At 72.0% G+C, this 19725-nt stretch carries 12 protein-coding genes and 2 pseudogenes; 5 read left to right on the top strand and 9 right to left on the bottom strand.

What is annotated here, in order from left to right:
- Positions 1-96: 96 nt before the first annotated feature.
- The 4 genes and pseudogenes from ACYVOO_RS29605 to ACYVOO_RS29590 form a co-directional block, all read right to left on the bottom strand.
- Positions 97-1014, bottom strand: a complete 918-nt coding sequence (locus ACYVOO_RS29605; protein WP_453350306.1) for a streptomycin biosynthesis protein — start codon at positions 1012-1014, stop codon at positions 97-99.
- A gap of 197 nt (positions 1015-1211) precedes the next feature.
- A complete protein-coding gene (locus ACYVOO_RS29600; protein ID WP_461018768.1) occupies positions 1212-1643 on the bottom strand; it encodes a cold shock domain-containing protein in 432 nt (143 codons plus the stop codon).
- Between the two features lie 342 nt (positions 1644-1985).
- A pseudogene (locus ACYVOO_RS29595) lies at positions 1986-2417 on the bottom strand (winged helix-turn-helix domain-containing protein); the annotation flags it as partial.
- A 923-nt stretch (positions 2418-3340) separates the two neighbouring features.
- Entirely contained in the window at positions 3341-6388 is a 3048-nt protein-coding gene (locus ACYVOO_RS29590) for a helix-turn-helix transcriptional regulator (protein ID WP_461018767.1), read from the bottom strand.
- A gap of 1787 nt (positions 6389-8175) precedes the next feature.
- Between ACYVOO_RS29590 and ACYVOO_RS29585 the strand changes: the two genes are divergently transcribed.
- The 4 genes from ACYVOO_RS29585 to ACYVOO_RS29570 all read left to right on the top strand — a co-directional run bounded on the left by ACYVOO_RS29585 (position 8176) and on the right by ACYVOO_RS29570 (position 14732).
- Positions 8176-8376 (top strand): type A2 lantipeptide, encoded by a 201-nt coding sequence (locus tag ACYVOO_RS29585; RefSeq protein WP_461018766.1) that lies wholly within the window; start codon positions 8176-8178, stop codon positions 8374-8376.
- A gap of 227 nt (positions 8377-8603) precedes the next feature.
- A complete protein-coding gene (locus ACYVOO_RS29580) occupies positions 8604-9410 on the top strand; it encodes an HlyD family efflux transporter periplasmic adaptor subunit (protein WP_461018765.1) in 807 nt (268 codons plus the stop codon).
- Entirely contained in the window at positions 9407-11719 is a 2313-nt protein-coding gene (locus ACYVOO_RS29575) for an NHLP family bacteriocin export ABC transporter peptidase/permease/ATPase subunit (protein WP_461018764.1), read from the top strand. Before ACYVOO_RS29580 ends, ACYVOO_RS29575 begins: the two co-directional genes overlap by 4 nt.
- 55 nt (positions 11720-11774) lie before the next feature.
- Complete coding sequence (locus ACYVOO_RS29570; protein ID WP_461018794.1) at positions 11775-14732, top strand: NHLP bacteriocin export ABC transporter permease/ATPase subunit; 2958 nt, start codon at positions 11775-11777, stop codon at positions 14730-14732.
- Positions 14733-14759: 27 nt separating this feature from the next.
- Here ACYVOO_RS29570 and ACYVOO_RS29565 read toward each other — a convergent pair whose 3' ends face one another.
- Together ACYVOO_RS29565 and ACYVOO_RS29560 are read right to left on the bottom strand one after the other, a co-directional pair.
- Positions 14760-15245 (bottom strand): TIGR03668 family PPOX class F420-dependent oxidoreductase, encoded by a 486-nt coding sequence (locus ACYVOO_RS29565; protein WP_461018763.1) that lies wholly within the window; start codon positions 15243-15245, stop codon positions 14760-14762.
- 13 nt (positions 15246-15258) lie between these two features.
- Entirely contained in the window at positions 15259-16083 is an 825-nt protein-coding gene (locus ACYVOO_RS29560) for an LLM class F420-dependent oxidoreductase (protein ID WP_461018762.1), read from the bottom strand.
- Between the two features lie 354 nt (positions 16084-16437).
- Between ACYVOO_RS29560 and ACYVOO_RS29555 the strand changes: the two genes are divergently transcribed.
- Positions 16438-17583 carry a hypothetical protein gene (locus ACYVOO_RS29555; protein ID WP_461018761.1) on the top strand — a complete coding sequence of 382 codons (1146 nt, stop codon included), beginning with the start codon at positions 16438-16440 and terminating at the stop codon, positions 17581-17583.
- A 38-nt stretch (positions 17584-17621) separates the two neighbouring features.
- Here ACYVOO_RS29555 and ACYVOO_RS29550 read toward each other — a convergent pair whose 3' ends face one another.
- The 3 genes and pseudogenes from ACYVOO_RS29550 to ACYVOO_RS29540 form a co-directional block, all read right to left on the bottom strand.
- Positions 17622-18323, bottom strand: coding sequence for a class I SAM-dependent DNA methyltransferase (locus tag ACYVOO_RS29550; RefSeq protein ID WP_461018760.1), 702 nt, complete (start codon positions 18321-18323; stop codon positions 17622-17624).
- Positions 18324-18462: 139 nt separating this feature from the next.
- Positions 18463-19122 carry an HAD-IA family hydrolase gene (locus tag ACYVOO_RS29545; RefSeq protein ID WP_461018759.1) on the bottom strand — a complete coding sequence of 220 codons (660 nt, stop codon included), beginning with the start codon at positions 19120-19122 and terminating at the stop codon, positions 18463-18465.
- Positions 19123-19469: 347 nt separating this feature from the next.
- A pseudogene (locus tag ACYVOO_RS29540) lies at positions 19470-19723 on the bottom strand (SMP-30/gluconolactonase/LRE family protein); the annotation flags it as partial.
- Between the last annotated feature and the right edge of the window lie 2 nt (positions 19724-19725).

The following is a 19725-nucleotide window of genomic DNA, read 5'->3' as shown; positions in this document are numbered from 1 at the left end:
TCTCAGCCCGCAGCCCCCGACCCCAACCCCAACCCCAGCACCAGCCCCCTGAACAGCCACAGCCCCCGAAAAGCCTTCCGTCCTCGACCCACAGCGCTAGACGATCTCCGCCATCTGGTGGTCCACCCGCACCGCGATCTCTCCCCAGATCCCCGCGCACTCGCGGGCGAGCGTGGCGACGATGCCGCTGCAGTGCGGCGGCACATTGTCGATGATCTCCTCCCACTCCTCCGCGGTGAGCATGTGGATGTTGAGCAGCCGCAGCAGTGTGCGGCCGGTCTCGCTGAACCTCAGTGCCGGGTCCGCCTTGAGGCGGTCCACGGCGGCGATACGGTCCTCGATCGGTGTCCGCGCGGGCGCGGTGTTGCTGCCGAAGCCACCGCGGGGACCGGCCGGCCTGCCCTCGTGGCGGGTACGTGCTTTGCCACGAGGCTTCGAGAGCGGCTCCTCTCCTCTGCGCATCCGGTTCCGCACGTCACGGGCCGTCTCGGGGGAGATCCCCGCGGCCCGGGCGATCTGCCGCAGCGACAGATCCGGGTTCTCGGCGATGAGTTCGCCGGCGAGCCTGCGCCCCTCGGCTCCGTTGATGGGACGGACCCGGCCGTCCTGTCCGATCCTGCTGCCCTCGACGGCCGTTCCCGCCGAGACCTTCCTCCGGATGTCGGCGACCGTGCCGGGAGCGATCCCGGTGACGGAGGCGATCATCCGGTCCGACCACTGCGCGTGGGACACGATGATGCGCCCCGCCGCCTGTTTTCTGTCGGCCATCGACAAGGGAAGGCCGTGTGTGATGTTGGATTCCACCGCCAGGACAAAGGCGTCGGCCTCGTCACCGTCGAAGAACCTGACGGCGATCTTGTCCTGTCCGCGTGCTTCGGCGGCTCGTAATCGGTGCAGTCCGTCGATGACGCGCATCGTCGCGCGGTGCACGATGATCGGTGGGAGCGGGGCCTGCGCCACCGCCAGTGCCTCGACATGTTCCGGATCTTCTCCGGAGATTCTTGGCGAGCCCATCACCGACAATGAGCTGATCTCGACTTCTTCGACTATCTGTTGATCGAATTGCGCCTGCCCAGGCTCCAACTCCAGCTCCTCACGATTTCGTATCCCCCGTGCGCAAGCGAGCGCTGACGCACCGAATGATGTACGCCGGACCGCTGGTACGGCCCTCCCCGCGTCATCCGCCGGGAGGTGCCGTAGCCCCCGTGCGGTCAGGCGTCGACCCATCCACGCTTCGTGGCGAACTCCAGCAGCCCCTGCCGCACCTGGAGTACCTGGCCCCCGGTCAGGCTCGGTGCGGCTTCCAGCAGCAGCTCGGTGACGGCGTGCCCGAAGTCGTCACGGGTGAGGACCTCGCACGTCCCCTCCCCGGCGATCCTGGCCGCCTGCACCTCGGGAACGGACGGTGCGGACTGGTCAACGGCATCGACGGTTTCCTCGGCCAGGCGCGCCGCGAATGCCTTGCGCCCCCGGTCACCGGCCATGATTTCGAATTCGATCCGTGCCCCCGGCACGAGATCGCTCGGGTCCCCCGTGAAGACCGAGGTGTGCAGGAATACGTCATCGCCGCCGTCATCGGCCGCGATGAATCCGAAGCCCCGCATCTCGTCGAATTGCAGAACTCTGCCCGTTGTCAATTCCACTCGACCTCTCCCCGTTACTCAGTCCGCCACGTAGAAACGGACGAGTCTCCCCTATTCGGACACTAACTTTAACAGCGTCTTATGAGCCCAGGCACCCCTATCTGCCGCCCCTGAACTCGTGATGTCGTAGTGCACATTTCCGCACGGCGAGGAAAACCGGATGCCGTGGGCAACCGCCCTACGCGATGCACGCCGGGAGTCGCCACCGGGAGGCGCGCCGGACGGCGGTCACTCCACCAGGAGTTCGCGGCCCTCCATGGCGTCGTCGGCGCGGAGTGCCTGGCGCCGCCTCGGCGGTTCCGGCTGCGTCCACGCCTGCTTGATCCACCCCTCGGCCAGCGTCTCGCGCCCCGTCGCCCAGCGCTCGGAGACCTGGCACGACCAGCCGTGACGGCGCAGCAGTTTGCGCACGCCCTGGATGGTGTACGTCATGTGGAACCTGCGCGCGATGACGGCCCTGATGCGCTCCAGCGTCCAGCGCTGGTCGGCCCAGCCGTGCGCCGCGGCCCCCTTGGCCAGCTCGGCCTCCAGCTCACGGAACTGCGCGGGGCTGAGCCGGGGCCTGGACGCGGGTCCCTTCGAGTTCAGCGCGAGCGGGCCGCCCTGCTGCCATGCGCGGCGCCAGCGCTGCACCGAACGCACGCTGATCCGCAGGTCCTTGGCGATGACGGCGTTCGTCTCACCCCGTTCGAATCGCTCGGCGGCCTGGAGTCTCAGCCGCTCCCGGAACTCCTGCCGTTCGGCGGTCAGCCCGCCACCCTGTGCGTACCGCACGCCTACGCCTTATCCCGCGGATCAAGAATGGCCAGCACCCCGCGACACCACGAGTTCACAGTCAGTACCCCTATCCACGTTTCCCTGGCTTCTCGGCCAGCGGACGGCGATCTCCGGCCCGGAGGGCGGGAAACCGCGCTCGACATCATCACTGGTACGTACGTCTTCGGCGCGTGAAGTCCCTGGTGAACGTGGGGGTGTCCAGCAACTGGACCAGACCACCCGGGCTTTCGGCGCTTCGCGGACCGACGGGCAGCGCGTCGGCTCGTACATCGCCCGGATGGGGGTACCCCTACCCCTACCGGGAATACGACACATCAGCGGACAGAACCTGCCAGTTACCGGACAGTGTCGCTTCCGGCCCAGCTCTCGCCCGCGGCGCACCTCCGTCGCGCCCGTTCCCCCGGGGCGACGGGACGACGCGCGCACACGGCTCGCCCGGCGCACCGGCACCGCACGCGACATCCCGCGGTGACCGAGGGCTGCACGGCCGCCGCGCACCCGGCCTCCGGCGGCGCGCCCGCGCCGCCGTGCCACTTCCGGAACCGCGCCCGCCATGAGGGCTCCCTCTGCCTTTACGGGACCGGCGCCGTGCCTCGCCGGTCATTCATCCGTGAGCCGTCCGCGCACGGAGGGGGGCACCCACGACTAGAACCGGCCAGGCGGTTCTTTAAATTTCATGTTCTCCCCCGGCGCCCAATGCGCGCGATCCAGTTCGGGGCTTGTGCCCAAGTTCTGTGACGCGCCTCTCATTTCCGTACAGAGTAGAAGTGGGCCGGAGAATCCTCAACGAATCCGGTGCCTATCCGGGCCGTGTCCAACTGCGTAAATTCCCGCTCCCCGCACAGCGGTACGGGCGCGGTCGTCCTCCCCGATGCGAGGAGGACGACCGCGCCCGTAGGAGCGTCGGACGGCAGGCGGCGTCAGACGGCGCGAAGGCGATTGCGGACGGTGCCGGTCTCCCGGCCGCCCTCGGGCCTGCCCGGTGGTCCCGCGACATCCGATCTGAGCTTGGCCGCCAGGTCGGTCCTGCGCTGGACGTCGAGCTTGCGGTAGACCCGGGTCAGATGCTGCTCGACCGTGCTGACGGTGATGAACAGCTTCCCCGCGATCTGCCGGTTGGTGTGCCCGCGCGCCGCGAGCGTGGCCACCCTCAGCTCCGCCTCGCTCAGCTCGCCAGGCTGCCACAGCTCGCCCGGGGACCAGGGCTGTTCGTCGGGCGCGGGAGCCGCGGGCTCAGCGCGGCGGATCCGCTCCTCCTCAGCGGGCGGCTCCACCCCGCTCTCCCGCATCAACTGGAGCGCCTTGCGCGCGAGTGCCCGGGCCCTGCCCTCGTCGCCCAGCTCGCGGTAGGCCAGGGCCAGTTCGTCCATGGCACGGGCCAGCTCCAGCCGGTGCCCGCGCTCCCGGAGGATCTCGATGGCCTCGCTGAGGAAGCGGGGCCGCTTCCCCGGCTCGACGGTGGCAGCGAGCACCCGGAGCGAGATCCCGCGCATCCAGGTGCGTGCGGTGCCGACCCTCACGAGCTGCTCCTCCGCCAGCGCGTGTGCCCGGTGCTCGTCCCCCAGCGAGAGATACGCCTGCGCGGCATCGGTGCGCCACGGCACGAAGGCGGGGAAGTCCAGCTCCCACTTGATCATGAGATCGCCGCACGCGTGGAAGTCGTCGAGCGCGGCGTAGGGGCGCCCGACGGCGAGGTAGTAGTGACCGCGCGCCCACAGGTAGAACAGCCCGCCCGGCGTGCGGAAGGCCGCCTCGGGCACCGGCACGCTCAAGTGCGCCGCCGCCTCGTCGAACCGGCCCATCATGGCCTTGGTGTAGAGCAGCGCGGCGACGGGGGTGGCGATGGCCGCGCCCCAGCCCTCAGGCGAGACCAGGGTCAGCGCGGTGTGCGCCGACTCCTCCGCCGCGCTCAGCCCTCCCCGCCGGATGTCCACCAGCGCCTTGGCCGCCGCGGCCAGCGACTGCCACATCGGCGCGTGCCGCTCCGTCGCCTCCTCGTACAGCGCGTCGCACCAGCGGGCCGCCTTGCCCAGTTCGTCGGCGAAGACGAGCGTGGCCACGGCGGCCATCAGCGCCGGGAGGGTGCGTTCCTTGAGGCGTGTGCTCTCCAGCACCTCCTCCGCCCTCGCGGCCACCTCGGCGGTGGCCCCACGGGACGGTTCCGTCCCCTGGCCCAGGAGCCTGTCCAGCAGCGACATCGCCAGCTCCTCCGTGCCGGGCGACGACGGGCCGCCGCCGCCCGGCACGGCGGCGGGCGTGCCCGCGGGCGTACGGGGCCCCTCGGGGCCCCGCGCGTGGCCGTCGCCGGGCCTTCGGTGCTCGGCGCCGGGGAGTCCTGGCCGACGGGCGCCGGGAAGGCCCGGGTAGCCGTACGTCATCCAGAGCCGGACGAAGTCGGGCTCCAGGAAGCCGCCGCCCCCGCGCGGCGCCTCCGCCACGGGTGCCTCCGTAGCCGGTCCCTGCGTCACCGGTCCCTCGACGGCCGGCCGCCCCCGCGCCGGTGCGTCCTCGCCCGGGGCCCGCGTCCGGCGGGCCGAGGCGGCGCCGAGCACGCCGAGCGCCTCGTCGACCTTGCCGAACCACAGCAGGCAGCCGACCAGGGCCTTGGTGTCCCTCGCGCCGAGGCGCCCTTCGAGCGCCGCCCCGGTCAGCGCGGGCAGCTGGCCCGCCGCGTCCGAGGGGTTGATGCGCCAGCCCGCGCGGATGAGGGCAGCCCTGACCGTCAGGTCCTGCCGCTCGTCGGCGCAGGAGTCGCCCGCGACGCGGAGGCAGTCCAGCGCGAGGCCGACCTCGTCCTCGTCGAGCGCCCGTTCCGCCGCCTCCAGCAGGGTGGGCAGGGTCCACGACGCCTCGATGGGCTCGGCCACAATCAGATGCCGGGCCAGGACGACGGCCGGTTCGCCTCGGTCGTGCAGCACCTCGGCCGTCCGGGCTTCGAGCCGGGCGCGGTGGGGCGGCTCCATGCTCTGGAGCACCGCCGCCCTGCCCGCCTCGTGCCGGAACCAGCCGGAGCTGAGCAGCCCCATCTCGCCCAGCGCCGTCAGACTGCGGTCCGCCGACTCCGGGCAGGTGCCCAGGACTTCGGCGAGCGCGTCGTGGGAGACGTCCGGGCCGAGCACCGCGAGTGCCCAGGCGGCGCGCCGGGTGGCGATGTCGCTGCGGTACAGGCACGAGGTGACGGCCTGCTCGAACGCCTCGCCCGGCACCAGTTCGGCCGAACCGGCCCGCTCCGAGGCGTGGTAGTCCTCCAGCAGCGCGCGCATCAGCAGCGGGCTGCCGCCGCTGAGCCAGTGGAAGTCGGAGGCGAGCGGACGCGCTCTGCGCCCGCCGAGCCCCGCGGTGATCATCTCCGTGACGCCCTGCCACGGGAGCAGATCGAGCCGCAGATGGCGGCAACCGGGCCGGTGCAGCAATTCGTCCCGGAAACGCGAGTCCTCCCAGGGAAAACTGCTGCTTTCGCCCAACACCACGAGAATTCTGCTTACTTCGAGCCTACGTGCGAGATAGAGTACGCATTCGAGCGAATGTGCGTCGGCATGGTGTACGTCATCGATACTGAGCACCACGGGCCGCCTCCTCGCCTGGGCGAGGAGAATTCCGCAGAGCCTGGGAAACACATTGATCGCCAGCTCCGCGGGAATGGCTCCCTCCGCGGCCCGCACCGGCGCGGTCACCGCGACCAGGTCCAGCAGCCGGGTGGCGAGCGCGGTGTCCGCCTCCGGCAGATCGGCTCCGAGCAGCAGTTGCCCCATCACTCCGAGCGGCAGATCCCGTTCGAAGCCCGAGCCCGTGGCCTGGAGGAACAGCGCCCCCGTCGCACCCACGCGCTCCCCGAAAGCGCGGAGCAGGGCCGTCTTGCCGCTGGCCACGGCACCACTGATCAACGCCACTCCGCCATGCCCGGCCGCACTCGCGTCGAGCATGCCCCCCAGAATCGCCAGCTCCTTGTCCCGTTCCACCAACTTCATAGCCGGTTCCACCCCCGAAACCTGACGGTTGATGTCCTAGTTGAAAAGCGATCGGCCGAGGCCACCCCGAGGCCCGGCCACCACATAGAGACGCAAGACAGGATTGTCGGCCGTCTGCCGACCGGCGCGGCACGTCCCGGTGCCGTTCGCCTAAAGCGCGGAAACCACCAGCGCTTCTCGTTCGTACAGCGGGATCACCCGCCCCCCCGTGCTGTGACTGTGCTCGCCGGCCCGAAGACCCCGCCGCGTGTGCGGGACGCGGAGCTTCGAGGCGGCACGCGGCCGGGCGGTGCCCGGCCGGACGGTGACAAGGACGCACGCGTGCGGTCCGGTGGTTGCCGCCGTCCGTCCGCCGGCGGGTGTCGCCGATGCGGTGTCGGTGCGCGGATACGGCCCGGGGCGAGGGCTGTTGGCCCCGCGCCGACCTCGTACGACCGGTGTCACGGCGGTGTACCGCCACTGCGTGCGGCGCGTGCACTGGATGTGCCGCGCGTATTGGATGTGCCGCGTGTACTGGATGTCCTGGCCCTCGTCCCCACGAGGGCGGTTGAGCGCACGGCTGTGCTCCGGTTCCCCGATACGGCGCACAGCGTCAGCCTCCCGGCCACAGCCCCGTCGACAAGCCGGCCCCCTCCCCCTGCTCCAGCTCGCCCCGTCATGCCGCCATCATTGCCGTCCGCCTGCCCGCTCGCCAGTCCCATTCTGAATGGGTTTGCGGATTTGTGGGTTCCGGTGGGGAAGCGGTGCTTCGTGTGGGCACGGGAAAGCGGACCGTCCTCATCCACCCGTCGAAGGGGGAGGGAACGTTCCGGGTACGGCCGGGCGAGGCGGACCCAGAACACGGAAGGATCTGATCCGCTTGATGTGCGGCCGATGTCCGGCGCGGCCAGGTCGCGTTCACCGCGCAGCGGCCGGTATCGCGAGGGCCGCCCAGGGGACCGGACATCCACGGAAAGGGCCCGCGCCGGGATATTTTCCGCACCGGAATTCCCGTACCGGAATTCCCCTGCCGGGCCTCCCCCGCCGGGCACCCCTCCCCACAACTTCTCCACCGGTCAGAGCGGGCCGCGGCTCAACCCCGCACGCGCCCACTGCGTCTGCCCTCACGACGGGCACGCCACGGGAGTTCGCCGTATCGCCACTTGACCGGCACCACCCGCACATGCGGCAGAAGCACCTCCACATGCGGAAAAACGCGACATCGAAGGACGCGGAGCACTTAAGTCCGCAGTACACCCGCACGCACCCGCGTGCACCGCACGACCTCCGATTCCCTTTTCTCGCCCCATGCGAATTCGAGCCCGGTCCGACCCTCGGACCCGGCTGTGGACAGGCGCGCGCACGGTCTGGACCTGCACATATGCGCTCCGCACCGCGCTTTCAGCGGATCTGCACATCGGGAACGCATACGACCCGCGACACCCGGCGAAATTCGGATGCCCGGGGCATCCAATTACCCGTTGGCGCGGGAATGTCCGCTTACTCGTGACACACTGTGCCACCCGGAGAGAATGGCTTCTGCCGATCGTGTGAAGACGTCGCCACCAAGCGGTGCAAGGGAGTCCACTTCGGCGAAGTTCTGTCCGGGGATGCTCCCTGAATCGGCAGTTGACCGAGTGGCCGTGCGCCCCGCCGACATGCTTTGATCGGGCCAGTTGCGGGAGTTGAAGAAATGGTCGCCTTTTTGGCAGCCTGACGACCGCCCAGACGGACGGGCCGCCATTTACCCGGCAGCCTGCCCGTCGGCCTACTGAAATACCCAGCACAGACGAAAGAAGGGCCAAGTCATGGACTTCACCCCCCAGGTTGAGACCCGCGAGATTTCCGACAGCGACCTGGACAACGTGTCCGGTGGCGTTCTCGGCCCGGTCGTCGGCGACGTCGTCGGCACCGTCGACTCCGTGGCCCCGGTCTCCGAGGTCACCGGCACCGTTTCGCAGGTCACCGGCGTCAACACCACCGCGGTCACCGGTCTCGCCGGTCTCTGAGGCGCCCTTCGCCGCCGAGCGGCGGAATCACGAGCGTTGAAGCTCCGCTCTTCGGCACGTAAAACTGCCGCTGGAGCGCACCGTGGGCCCCGGAACGTCACCGTTCCGGGGCCTTCGGACACCTTTGGGCCGGGCCGGATGACGGCCATCGGCGCGCAGCGACGTCCGTGTTAGCGTCAGGCCGCGTTGGGCCCGAATGAGATGAATGCAGTTGAGGGAATAGTTCCGTGCAGTTCCGGCAAAAGGCGCTTTCCAAGCTGCAATCGCCCGAAGAACTCGATCTTCCGGTGCGCTTCGCCCGCCCGCAGGGCTGGCTCGTGCTCACCGTCACGGTCGTCGTCATGGCCGCCGCGTGCTTCTGGGCCGTGACCGGCTCCGTCTCCTCCAAGCTCAGCGCGCCCGGGGTGCTCACCCACGCCCAGGGCAGCTACGTTCTCCAGAGCCCGGTCGCCGGGCAGGTCACCGAGGTGCTCGCCAAGGAGGGCGAGACGCTGCGCACGGGCTCTCCGCTGCTCAAGGTCCGTACGGAGCGCGGCTACCGCGCCGTGCGCGCCGTCGCCGCGGGCCGCGTCACCACCCTCGTGTCCAAGATCGGCAGCGTGGTCACCACCGGAGCTGACGTGGCCACCGTCGAACGCGTCGAGCGCCCCGACGAGCCCCTTGTGGCCATGCTCTACGTGCCGGGGGACAGCGGCGCGACGGTTCCCGTGGGCGCCTCCGTCGATCTGACGGTCCAGTCCGCGCCCACCCAGCAGTTCGGCGTGCTGCGCGGCCGGGTGCAGGCGGTGGGCCGTACGCCCCAGACGGAGCGGCAGATCGCCGGGTTCCTCGGCGATACGCAGCTCAGCCGCCAGTTCTCCCGGCAGGGCCACCCGGTCGCTGTCATGGTGCGGCTCGACCGCTCCTCCCGCACCAAGTCCGGCTACACCTGGTCGTCGGAGCAGGGTCCGCCGTACGCGATCGACTCCATGACCCTGGCCGACGGCGCCATCCACCTCGCCGCGCAGCGTCCGATCGATTGGCTCCTCCCGTGACCGCGCCGCAGTCCTCCCCGTCCACCCCCGCCCCCAGCCCCTCCCCCGGCGCGCAGCAACTGCCCCCAGCGGGCCGCGGCAGGCACCGCCCCGAGCCCAGGTCGGGGCGGCGGCGCGCCAACCGCACGCGCCCGCAGCCGCTGCCCAAGGGCGGCCAGGGGAAGAGCGTGCGCACCCCCACCGTCCTCCAGATGGAGGCCGTGGAGTGCGGCGCCGCCTCGCTGGCCATGGTGCTCGGGCACTACGGGCGGCACGTCCCCCTCGAAGAGCTGCGCATCGCCTGCGGCGTCTCGCGCGACGGCTCCCGCGCCAGCAACCTCCTCAAGGCGGCGCGCTCCTACGGCCTCAAGGCCAAGGGCATGCAGATGGAGCCCGCCGCGCTCGCCGAGGTGCGGGCCCCGGCCATCCTGTTCTGGGAGTTCAACCACTACGTCGTCTACGACGGCACGGCGCGCCGCCTCGGCCGCCGGGGCGTGCAGATCAACGACCCCGACAAGGGCCGCCGCTTCGTGTCCATGGAGGACTTCGACAGCAGCTTCACCGGCGTCGTGCTGACCTTCGAACCGGACGAGGGCTTCCGCAAGGGCGGCAGGAAGCCCGGGATCATGGGCGCCATGCCCGCGCGGCTGCGCGGCACCACGGGCACGATGCTCGCCGCGCTGCTGGCCAGCCTGCTGCTGGTCGGCGTCGGCGCGGCTGTGCCCGCGCTCAGCCGCACGTACATCGACATGTTCCTCATCGGCGACCAGACGTCCTCGCTGGGCGTGCTGTTCGCCTCGATGGCGGCCATGGTGGTGCTCACCGTCGTCCTCACCGCGCTCCAGCAGGCCAACCTGCTGCGCGGGCGCATCATCTCCTCGACGCTGAGCAGCGCCCGCTTCCTGCGGCATCTGCTCAGACTGCCCGTCACCTTCTTCGCGCAGCGCAACCCGGCCGATCTGGTGCAGCGCCTCCAGTCCAACGACACGGTGGCCGAGACCCTGGCCAGGGACCTCGCCGCTGCGGGCGTGGACGCGGTCGTGGTGATCCTCTACGCCGTGCTGCTGTGGACCTACGATCCGCAGCTCACCGTCGTCGGCGTGCTGATCGCGCTGCTCAACGTGGTCGCGATGCGCGTGGTGGTGAAGCTGCGTGCCACCCGTACGCAGAAGCTGCGCGCCGACAGCGCACGGCTCACCAACACCTCCTACAGCGGCCTCCAGCTCATCGAGACGATGAAGGCGACCGGCGGCGAGAACGGCTACTTCCGCCGCTGGGCGGGCCAGCACGCGACGACGCTGGAGGAGCAGCAGCGGCTCGGCGTGCCGAGCGCGGCGCTGGCCGTCGTGGCGCCCACGCTCGCGGCGCTCAACAGCGCGCTCATCCTGCTGATCGGCGGGATGCGCGCGGTGGAGGGCCATATCTCCATCGGGCTGCTGGTGGCCTTCCAGGCGCTGGTGACCCGCTTCACCGCGCCCATCACCCGGCTGAACGGGGTCGCGGGGCGCATCCAGGACTTCGCCGCCGACGTGGCACGCCTCAAGGACGTGGAGAACTTCCCCGTCGACCCGCTCTACACGCGCCGCGAACCCGAGGCGAGCACGCGCAGGCTCAAGGGGCACGTGGCACTGGAGAACGTCACCTTCGGCTACAGCCCGCTCGACAAGCCGCTGCTCACGGACTTCTCGCTGGCGGTGGGGCCAGGCCAGCAGGTCGCGCTCGTCGGCGGCTCGGGCAGCGGCAAGTCGACGGTGTCGCGGCTGATCTCCGGCCTCTACAGCCCGTGGGAGGGCGCGGTCCGCATCGACGGGCAGCGGCTGGAGGACATCCCCAGGGGCGCGCTCGCCGCCTCGGTGTCGTTCGTGGACCAGGACGTCTTCCTCTTCGAGGGCACCGTGCGCGACAACGTGGCGCTGTGGGACCCGTCGATCCCGGACGAGGCGGTGGTGGCCGCGCTCCAGGACGCCGCGATCCACGAGACGCTCAGCCGCCGCCCCGGCGGCATCCACTGCCGGGTGGAGCAGGACGGGCGCAACTTCTCCGGCGGGCAGCGGCAGCGCCTGGAGATCGCCAGGGCCCTGGTGCGCAGGCCCAGCATCCTGGTGCTCGACGAGGTGACCAGCGCGCTGGACGCGGAGACCGAGCGGGTCATCATCGATAACCTGCGGCGGCGCGGCTGCGCCTGCGTGGTGATCGCGCACCGGCTGAGCACCGTGCGCGACAGCGACGAGATCGTCGTGCTGGACCACGGGACCGTCGTGGAGCGCGGGCGGCACGAGGAACTGGTGGCCGCGCGGGGCCCGTACGCCGACCTGGTCAAGGAGCACTGAGTTGACGTCCGTTCACCAGCAGCCGGAGGCCACCGGAACGGGCATAGGCACAGGCATAGGCACGGGCCCTGACGCGGGCCCCGGTGACGCCGTGATCGCCGCGCTCGGCGGGCTGGGCGAGCGCCCCGACCTCAGCGGGGGACGCAGCCTGTCGCTGGAGGGCCCGCAGGTCCTGTGGCTCGTCGAGGACGGGGCTATGGACCTGTTCGCCGTCGACGCCTCCCAGCAGGGCCACTGGCACTTCCTCGGCCGCCTCGCGCCCGGCACCCTGCTGATCGGCCCCGTCGAGGGGCCTCGGCACACGCTGGTGGGCAGGCCGCTCCAGGGGAGCGTGCTGCGGCGCATCCAGTTGCGGGAGCTGTTCAGGCCGGAGCCCGCACCCGCGCAGGACGCCGGTTACGGGTACGGCTACGGGCAGGGCTACGAGTCCGGGTACGCGTACGGCCAAGGCGACGGCGCCCCGAACCCGTACCCGTACCCGTACGGCGATCCGGCCGGGAGCCTCAGCCCGCTGGAGGACGCGTTCGCGCTCGGTGTGGGGCGCGGTCTGCGCGTGCTGTCGGACGCCCCGCTGGACGGGCAGCGCAGCGTCGGCGCCGGACCGGGCGGCACCGGCGAGGGCACGAGCGAGGAGGGGCAGGACGGGGACGAGGACGAGGACGTCCTGTGGATGCCCGTCTCCCCCGGAAGCGTCGAGTACGGTGCCGCCTTCGGCGAGGAGGCGGCGGGCGAACTGCTCGTCGACGGCGCGATGTGGCAGCGCATGGTCAACCAGCAGTACCGGCTGCTGTCCACGCTCGACCGCTGGATCGAGCGCCTGGAGCGGGCCCACGAGGACCGCACGGCCGCCGGGATCGAGGCGGGCGAGACCGTACGCGCGCAGGCCGACCAGGCGCTCGTGGCCTCCATCGGCACCTCGGGCAGGTCCACCGTGCGCGCGCCGGGCGCCGGGGACGACGCCACGTTCGCCGTCTGCCGCCGGGTCGCCGAGGCGGCCGGGATCACGCTGTCGGCTCCCGCGCGGCGCGTGCGCTCGCCGGACGAGCGGCTGAGCGCCGTCGAACGGGTCGCGCTCGGCTCCCGGATCCGCACCCGCGTCGTACGGCTCGACGGCCGCTGGTGGCGGGAGAACACCGGCCCCCTGGTGGGCCACCGCACGGACGGCGGCGCTCCGGTGGCGCTGCTGTGGCGGCGCGGCGGCTACGAGGCCGTCGACGCGTCCGGCGAGCGCACGCGGATCGGTGCCAAGCGCGCGGAGGAGTTCGAGCCGCGCGCCGTCATGTTCTACCGGCCGCTGCCCGACCGCCCCATGAGCGCCTGGCGCCTGCTGCGCTTCAGCGTGCGCGGCACGCGCGGCGATGTGCGCAACCTCGTGCTGGGCGGGCTGGTCACCGTCGGCCTCGGGGCGCTGGTGCCAGTGGCGACGGGGCAGGTGCTGGGTGAGTTCGTGCCCAACGCCGAGACCGGTCTCATCGTCCAGGTCTCGCTGGCCGTGATCGTCGCGAGCGTGGTCTCGGCCGCGTTCATGCTGTTCCAGAACCTCTCGATCCTGCGCATGGAGGGCCGCGTCGAGAGCACGCTTCAGCCCGCCGTGTGGGACCGGCTGCTGCGGCTGCCCACGCGCTTCTTCACGGAGCGCTCCACCGGCGAACTGGCCAGCGCCGCCATGGGGGTCAGCACCATGCGACGCCTGCTGTCCGGCGTCGGGCCCGTGGCGGTGCAGTCGGTGACGGTCGGCGCGATGAACCTCGTGCTGCTGCTCTTCTTCAGCGTCCCGCTCGCGCTGACCGCGCTCGGGATGCTGACCGTCATCGCCGCCGTCTTCCTCGGGATGGGGCTGTGGCAGTTGCGCTGGCAGCGCAGACTCGTCGAGCTGACCAACAAGCTCAACAACCAGGCGTTCCAGACGCTGCGCGGGCTGCCGAAGCTGCGCGTCGCGGCGGCGGAGAGCTTCGCCTACGCGGACTGGGCGCGCGAGTTCGCGCGCAGCCGCGAACTCCAGCAGCGGGTGGGCCGGATCAAGAACCTGACCACGGTCGTCAACGCGGTCTATCTGCCGCTCTGCTCGCTCCTCATGTTCATGCTGCTGGCGGGTCCGGCGCGCGGCAGCCTCTCCTCCAGCGCGTTCCTCACCTTCAACACCGCCGTGACGATGATGCTCACCTCGGTCACCCAGCTCACGGGCGCGCTGATCTCGGCCGCTTCGGCGCTGCCCATGTTCGAGCAGATCAAGCCGGTGCTCGACGAGATGCCCGAGGTACGCGGAGCCAGCACCCAGCCCGGTGCGCTGTCCGGTGACATCGAGGCGCGGCAACTGTCCTTCCGCTACTCCGACGACGGCCCGCTGGTGCTGGACGACGTCTCGTTCCGGATCCGCGCGGGTGAGTTCGTCGCCGTCGTCGGGGCCAGCGGCTGCGGCAAGTCGACGCTGCTGCGGCTGCTCATCGGCTTCGACCGGCCCGCCTCCGGGAGCGTCCTCTACGACGGCCAGGACCTGGCGGCCCTCGACCAGGCAAGCGTCCGCCGCCAGTGCGGCGTCGTCCTCCAGAACGCACAGCCCTTCACGGGGTCGATCCTCGACGCCATCTGCGGCACGGAGATGTACTCGCAGGAGGAGGCGTGGGAGGCGGCCAGGATGGCGGGCCTGGCCGAGGACATCAAGCGCATGCCGATGGGCATGCACACGATGCTCTCGGACGGCGGCGGCACCATCTCGGGCGGCCAGCGCCAGCGGCTGATGATCGCCCAGGCCCTGATCCGGCGTCCGCGCGTCCTCTTCTTCGACGAGGCGACCAGCGCGCTGGACAACGAGACCCAGCGCGTCGTGATCGAGAGTACCCGCGAACTGCGCGCCACCCGCGTCGTCATCGCGCACCGGCTCTCCACGGTCATGGACGCCGACCGGGTCCTGGTCATGTCGGAGGGCAGGATCGTCCAGGAGGGCCCGCCCGCGGAGCTGCTCGCGGACACGGGCGGGCAACTGCACGAGCTGGTACGCCGCCAGATCCGCTGACGCGGTGACGCGGTGATCCGGTGACCCTCACCCCAGTCGCCACCCGCTCCAGCGGCCGACCGTCACCTCGGTCACCGGGCCGCGCGGCGGGCGGCCCGCGTAGTGGTGCCCGTACTTCTCCACGAGCAGGCCCAGCAGCTCGGCCGACCTGGCGGCGTCCGCCGCACCGGACGCACCGGTTGTGTCGGACGCGTCGCATGCGTCGGACGCGTCGGACGCCGGGGGCAGGACGCGCGCCGTGCCGTCGGCGCGCGCCCACCACAGGTGCTCCCACTCCTCGTCGTACGCGTCGACGAGCAGACACACCGCGGGATTGGCCTCGATGTTGGCCAGCCGCTTCAGCCGCGTCGTGCGCTTCGGCTTGTGGTCGACGGCCGTCACCACGGTGTCCCCCGTCACCGCGAAGACGACGGGCACCAGGTGGGGGCGGCCGTCCGCGTCCACGGTCGCCAGCCGGGCCACCCTGCTCCCGGCGAACGCCGCCCTCGCCTCGGCGCCCGTCAGAGTGGCCACGGCGACCGGCCCGTCAGCGGTGCGCTTCGGCGGCCTCGGCCAGCCGGTCCAGTACGGCCAGCGCCTCGGGTTCGGGCTTCGTGGGCAGGTAGAACAGCAGCCGCTCCACGCCCAGCGCCGCGTAGCCCTCGACCGCCTCGGCGCTGTGGGGCGCCGCGTACACCGTGACGGGGACCTCGCGTCCCGCCGACTCGCGCAGCCGGTCGATCTGCGGGCCGAGCCGCTCGGGCGGCACGCTGTTGGCCAGCCAGGCGTCGCCGAGCGCGGCCACGCGGGGGAAGGCGGCCTCGCCGCCGCCGACGTAGATGGGCGGGTGCGGGCTCTGCACGGGCTTGGGCCAGGCGTAGACGGGGTCGAAGTCCACGAACTCCCCGTGGAACTCCGCCTTCTCCTTCGTCCACAGCTCACGCATCGCGCGCAGCCGCTCGTCCACGAGACGGCCCCTGCTGGTGGGGTCCGTGCCGTGGTTCTCCATCTCCTCGCGGTTCCAGCCGACGCCGACGCCGAAGACCGCCCGGCCGCCGGAGACCAGGTCCAGGGAGGCCACCTCCTTCGCGGTGGTCAGCGGGTCGCGCTGGGCCACGAGCGCGACGCCGGTGCCGAGCAGCAGCCGGTTCGTCACGGAGGCGGCGGCGCTCAGTGCCACGAAGGGGTCGAGGGTGCGGTAGTAGATCCCCGGCAGGTCGCCGCCCCCGGGGTAGGGCGAGCGGCGCTCCACCGGGATGTGCGTGTGCTCCGCGATCAGCAGGGAGTCGAACCCGCGCTCCTCCACGGCCCGGCCGAGCGGGGCCGGTGCGATGCCCTGGTCCGTGATGAACGTCGAGATGCCGAACTTCACTGGGAAACCTCCCGTGGTCTCTGGCGGCCGGCCTGTCCGTGTCGGCCGGTGTCCGCGACGGTAAGCCTTGCCCCGCCCGACGACCGCGTACCCATGCGCCCCGGCACCCACGCGAACATCACACGCACGGCGGCAGCGGAGCGGAGCGGGCGCGAGGTGGGTGCGAGGCGGGGTTCCGGTGCCCTTTCGGGGGGGCCTGGGACCGCACGGGTGTACGTGGGTCGTGCGCGTGAAGGGACGGTTCTCCCCGGTACGGGGACGGTCCTTGCCACGTGATCCGCCGGGTCGGAATACTCCGCCGTTCTGGAGAGCACGACATCACAGCGGGCAGGGCACCGGCGAAGGGTGAGCGTCATGCGGAGCGCGACGAGCGCCACGGCGGACGGCGAGGTCCCGGCGCGCGGTGTCCCCACCCCGACGGTGGCACCCCGGCCGCTCGGTCCGGGGGAGATCGCCGGGGGCGTCCTCGCCGTCATCGGCCGCCACTGGCGGCCGCTCTACGGGGTGGTCACCGCCGTGAGCGCGGCGGCAGCGGTCACGGCGACCGCCGTGGTCGCGGCGGCGGACGGCTGGCTGCGGCCCTCCGCACCGGGGTCCGCCGCCCTCCCCGCGTACGCCTTCTGGCCGGGCGTCGGCCCCGGTCCCGGTACGGGTACAGGGCTCGACGTGGGCGGGGGCGGGGGCACGGGTGCCGGTGCCGGTGCCGGGCTGCCCGGGTCAGCGCTCGCCGTCGGCGCGGCACTCGTACCGCTCCTGCTGCTCATCACCGCCTGCCTCATGGCCGTGCTCCACAGCGCCCACGGCGTGGCGCTCGAAGCCGCCGCCACGCGACTGCCGCTGGCCAGGGGCGAGTTGTGGCGGCGCACCCGCGCGCGGCTGCGGGCCGCGCTCGGGGTGCAGTTGCTGGTGTGGCTGTGCGTGGGCGGAACGGCGCTGGCTGGCTGCGCCGCCATGGCCGCCGTCCGCTCGGGCGCGGTGCCCGGGGTGAGCGCGGCGCCGCACGGTCCCGCGCAGTGCGCGCTGACGGTGCTGACGGGGTGCGTCGTCCCGTTCGCGCTCCTCGCCCTCGCCTTCTTCGTACGGGTCCGCCTCGCGCTCGCGCCCGCCGTGACCGTGTTGGAGGGCCGCGCCCCGCTGTCCGCGCTACGCCGCTCGTGGACGCTGGTGCGGAGCTCCTGGTGGCGCGTGTGCGGGGTGTGCTCGACGGGCGCTGTGACCACGGTGTGCGGGTACGGGCTGTTCCGGTACGTGGCGGGACCGGCGGGTGAGGAGGCCCGCACCGCGCTGCTCCGGCTCGGCGTCGGGGGCCCCTCGGCGGCGGGCGCCGCGCTGACGCTCACCCCGGTGGCGCTCGCCCTGCTGCTGTGCTCGCTGGCGACACTGCCCCTGGGCTGCTCGGCGCTCGCGTTCCTCTCCATGGCTCTCTCTGACGAGGGGCGGCGCGCCGAACCCGCCGTGTCCGGAGAACGGGCCAGGCCCGTGCCGCTCCGGTCCCGCTGAACCGCCCCTCCCCCGGCCCTTGGCCCTTGGCCCTTGGCTCAGCTCCGCTTGCGCCACACCAGGGCGGCCGAGACGGGGTGGCCGCGGAAGCGTTCCCACTTGGGCTTGACCGCGAGCCAGCGCTCGTCCACGACCCCCTCGCGCATCTCGGCCAGCGTCCAGCCCGCCTTGAGGCCCGCGGTGATGTGGTCGCTCAGGAGGTGGACGTGGGTCGTGATGGCGATCGGCTCGCCCGACGCGCTGGTGAAGTGGGTGGGCATGCCCGAAGCCATGATGAAGTGCGGGTGGAACGCGAGGATGACGCACATGGCCCCCTCGTCCGCCAGGCGCCACGCCTCGTCGTAGAACGGCCGCAGCTTCGGCAGGTGTTCGTCGATGAGGGAGGCGATGACGAGGTCGTAGGCCCCCGCTTCCAGGCCGCTCGCGCGCACGTCGCCCTCCACCAGCCGGTCGTGGACGCCGCGCGCACGCGCCCGCTCCAGCATCCCCGGGGTGAGGTCCACACCGTCGACGGAGGCGACGCCTCGGCTCTTGAGCCACGCGCCCGTACGCCCCGTGCCGCAGCCGAGGTCGGCCGCACGGCGCACCGCGCTCCAGCGTGGCTCGTCCAGTTCCTCCAGCACGGCGAGGTCCATGACGTCCTCGACGGTCTGTTCGTAGGTGTCCACCCACTGGCCGTAGCCGGTGGTCACGTCCACCGTCCGGTAGCCGCGGGTATCGAAGTCGGAGAAGTGCGCCATGGGCCCGAGTATCAGCGAACTCCCCCGTCACGGGCGACACTTTTTCCCGCACCGCACTCACCGCGACGGCACTCACCGCCCTCGGCCTTGTACGGGAGTCGCGCGCCGCCGCGCGCCGACTTGAACCTTCTCGTTCAACTTAATGGGCACTTCGTACATCACAAGCGTGCGCGTGTGCGGAGGCGACGGCGTCCCGGAGGGAGGAGAAACAGGCATGTGCGGCGCGGAGGCGGTGTGGCGGGTGGGTGGTGGACACCGCGTGGACGACGCATCCGGCGGCGCGGCCCGCGCGTATCCCCGCGGGCGAGTCCTCCAGCACCAGGCAGTCGGAGGGGGCCACGCCGAGGGCCGCCGCCGCGGCGAGGTAGCCCTCGGGTGACGGCTTTCCGTCGCGTACGTCCTCGGCGCAGACGCGCGCCTCCGGCAGCGGAAGGCCGAGCGCGGTCATGCGCGAGGCCGTGGTCCCGGCCCGGCTGGAGGTCACGAGGGCCCAGGTGCCGGGCGCGAGGGAGCACAGCAGTTCGCGGACGCCCTCGTAGGCGGCGATGGTGGGCTCCTCGGCGGCCATGAGCGCGTCGAGCAGCCGGTTCTCCTCCACCGGCGGGCGGTCGGGCGCCAGCCGCCGCAGCGTGTCGATGCGGCGGCGGCCCTGCGTCGCCCGCTGCACGAGCGCCGGGTCCAGCCCGCGCGCCCGCGCCCATCCGGCCCACACGCGTGCGTGGGCGGCCCCCGAGTCGATCAGCACACCATCCACGTCGAAGAGGAGGGCCAGGGGCCGCTTCCTGGCAACCGTGGTCATGAGGCGGGCCCTCCGTCTTCCGTAAGCTGAGCCGTCCTGTGATCCGGGTCCGGGTCCGGGTGCGGTACGGCCGCCGATCCTGGCACGCCCCGGCAGGGGAAGACGGCGCTCCGCGCCCTGTACGGAAGCTGCGCGACGGGCCGCGGAAGCGCGGAAGCGCTCCGGGCGCGTGACGTACGGGCGCCGCGATTCCGGCGTACGGGAGGGCACACCGGACACGGAGGAGTACGCCGAGGTACGGGGGTGAGGCGGCGGCCGGTTCGGCGCGGTCCCGGGCGGGCGCACGACGAACGGGCCGCCGGGCCGCACCCGTACGCCCCCTGACGACGCCCTCTGACGCGCGGGCGTCAGCCGTCGAAGGGGGTGCCCGCGATGCCGCGGCCCGCGTCCGGTACCACGAAGAGGCGTCCCGCGAGGGGGTCGGGGGACGGGTCGCGGCGCGCGGTGGTCACGTAGAGGTCCGTCAGGCCCGGCCCGCCGAAGGCGCAGGACGTCGTCAGCGAGACCGGCAAGGTGATCTCCCGGTCCAGGCGGCCGTCCGGCGTGTACCGGCGAACGGCGCCTCCCTGAACAGGGCCACCCCCACACAGCCTTCGGCGTCAT

Source organism: Streptomyces daliensis (assembly GCF_054782395.1).
Note: the sequence above shows the minus strand (reverse complement) of the source record. Positions and strands in the feature narration are given on the sequence as shown.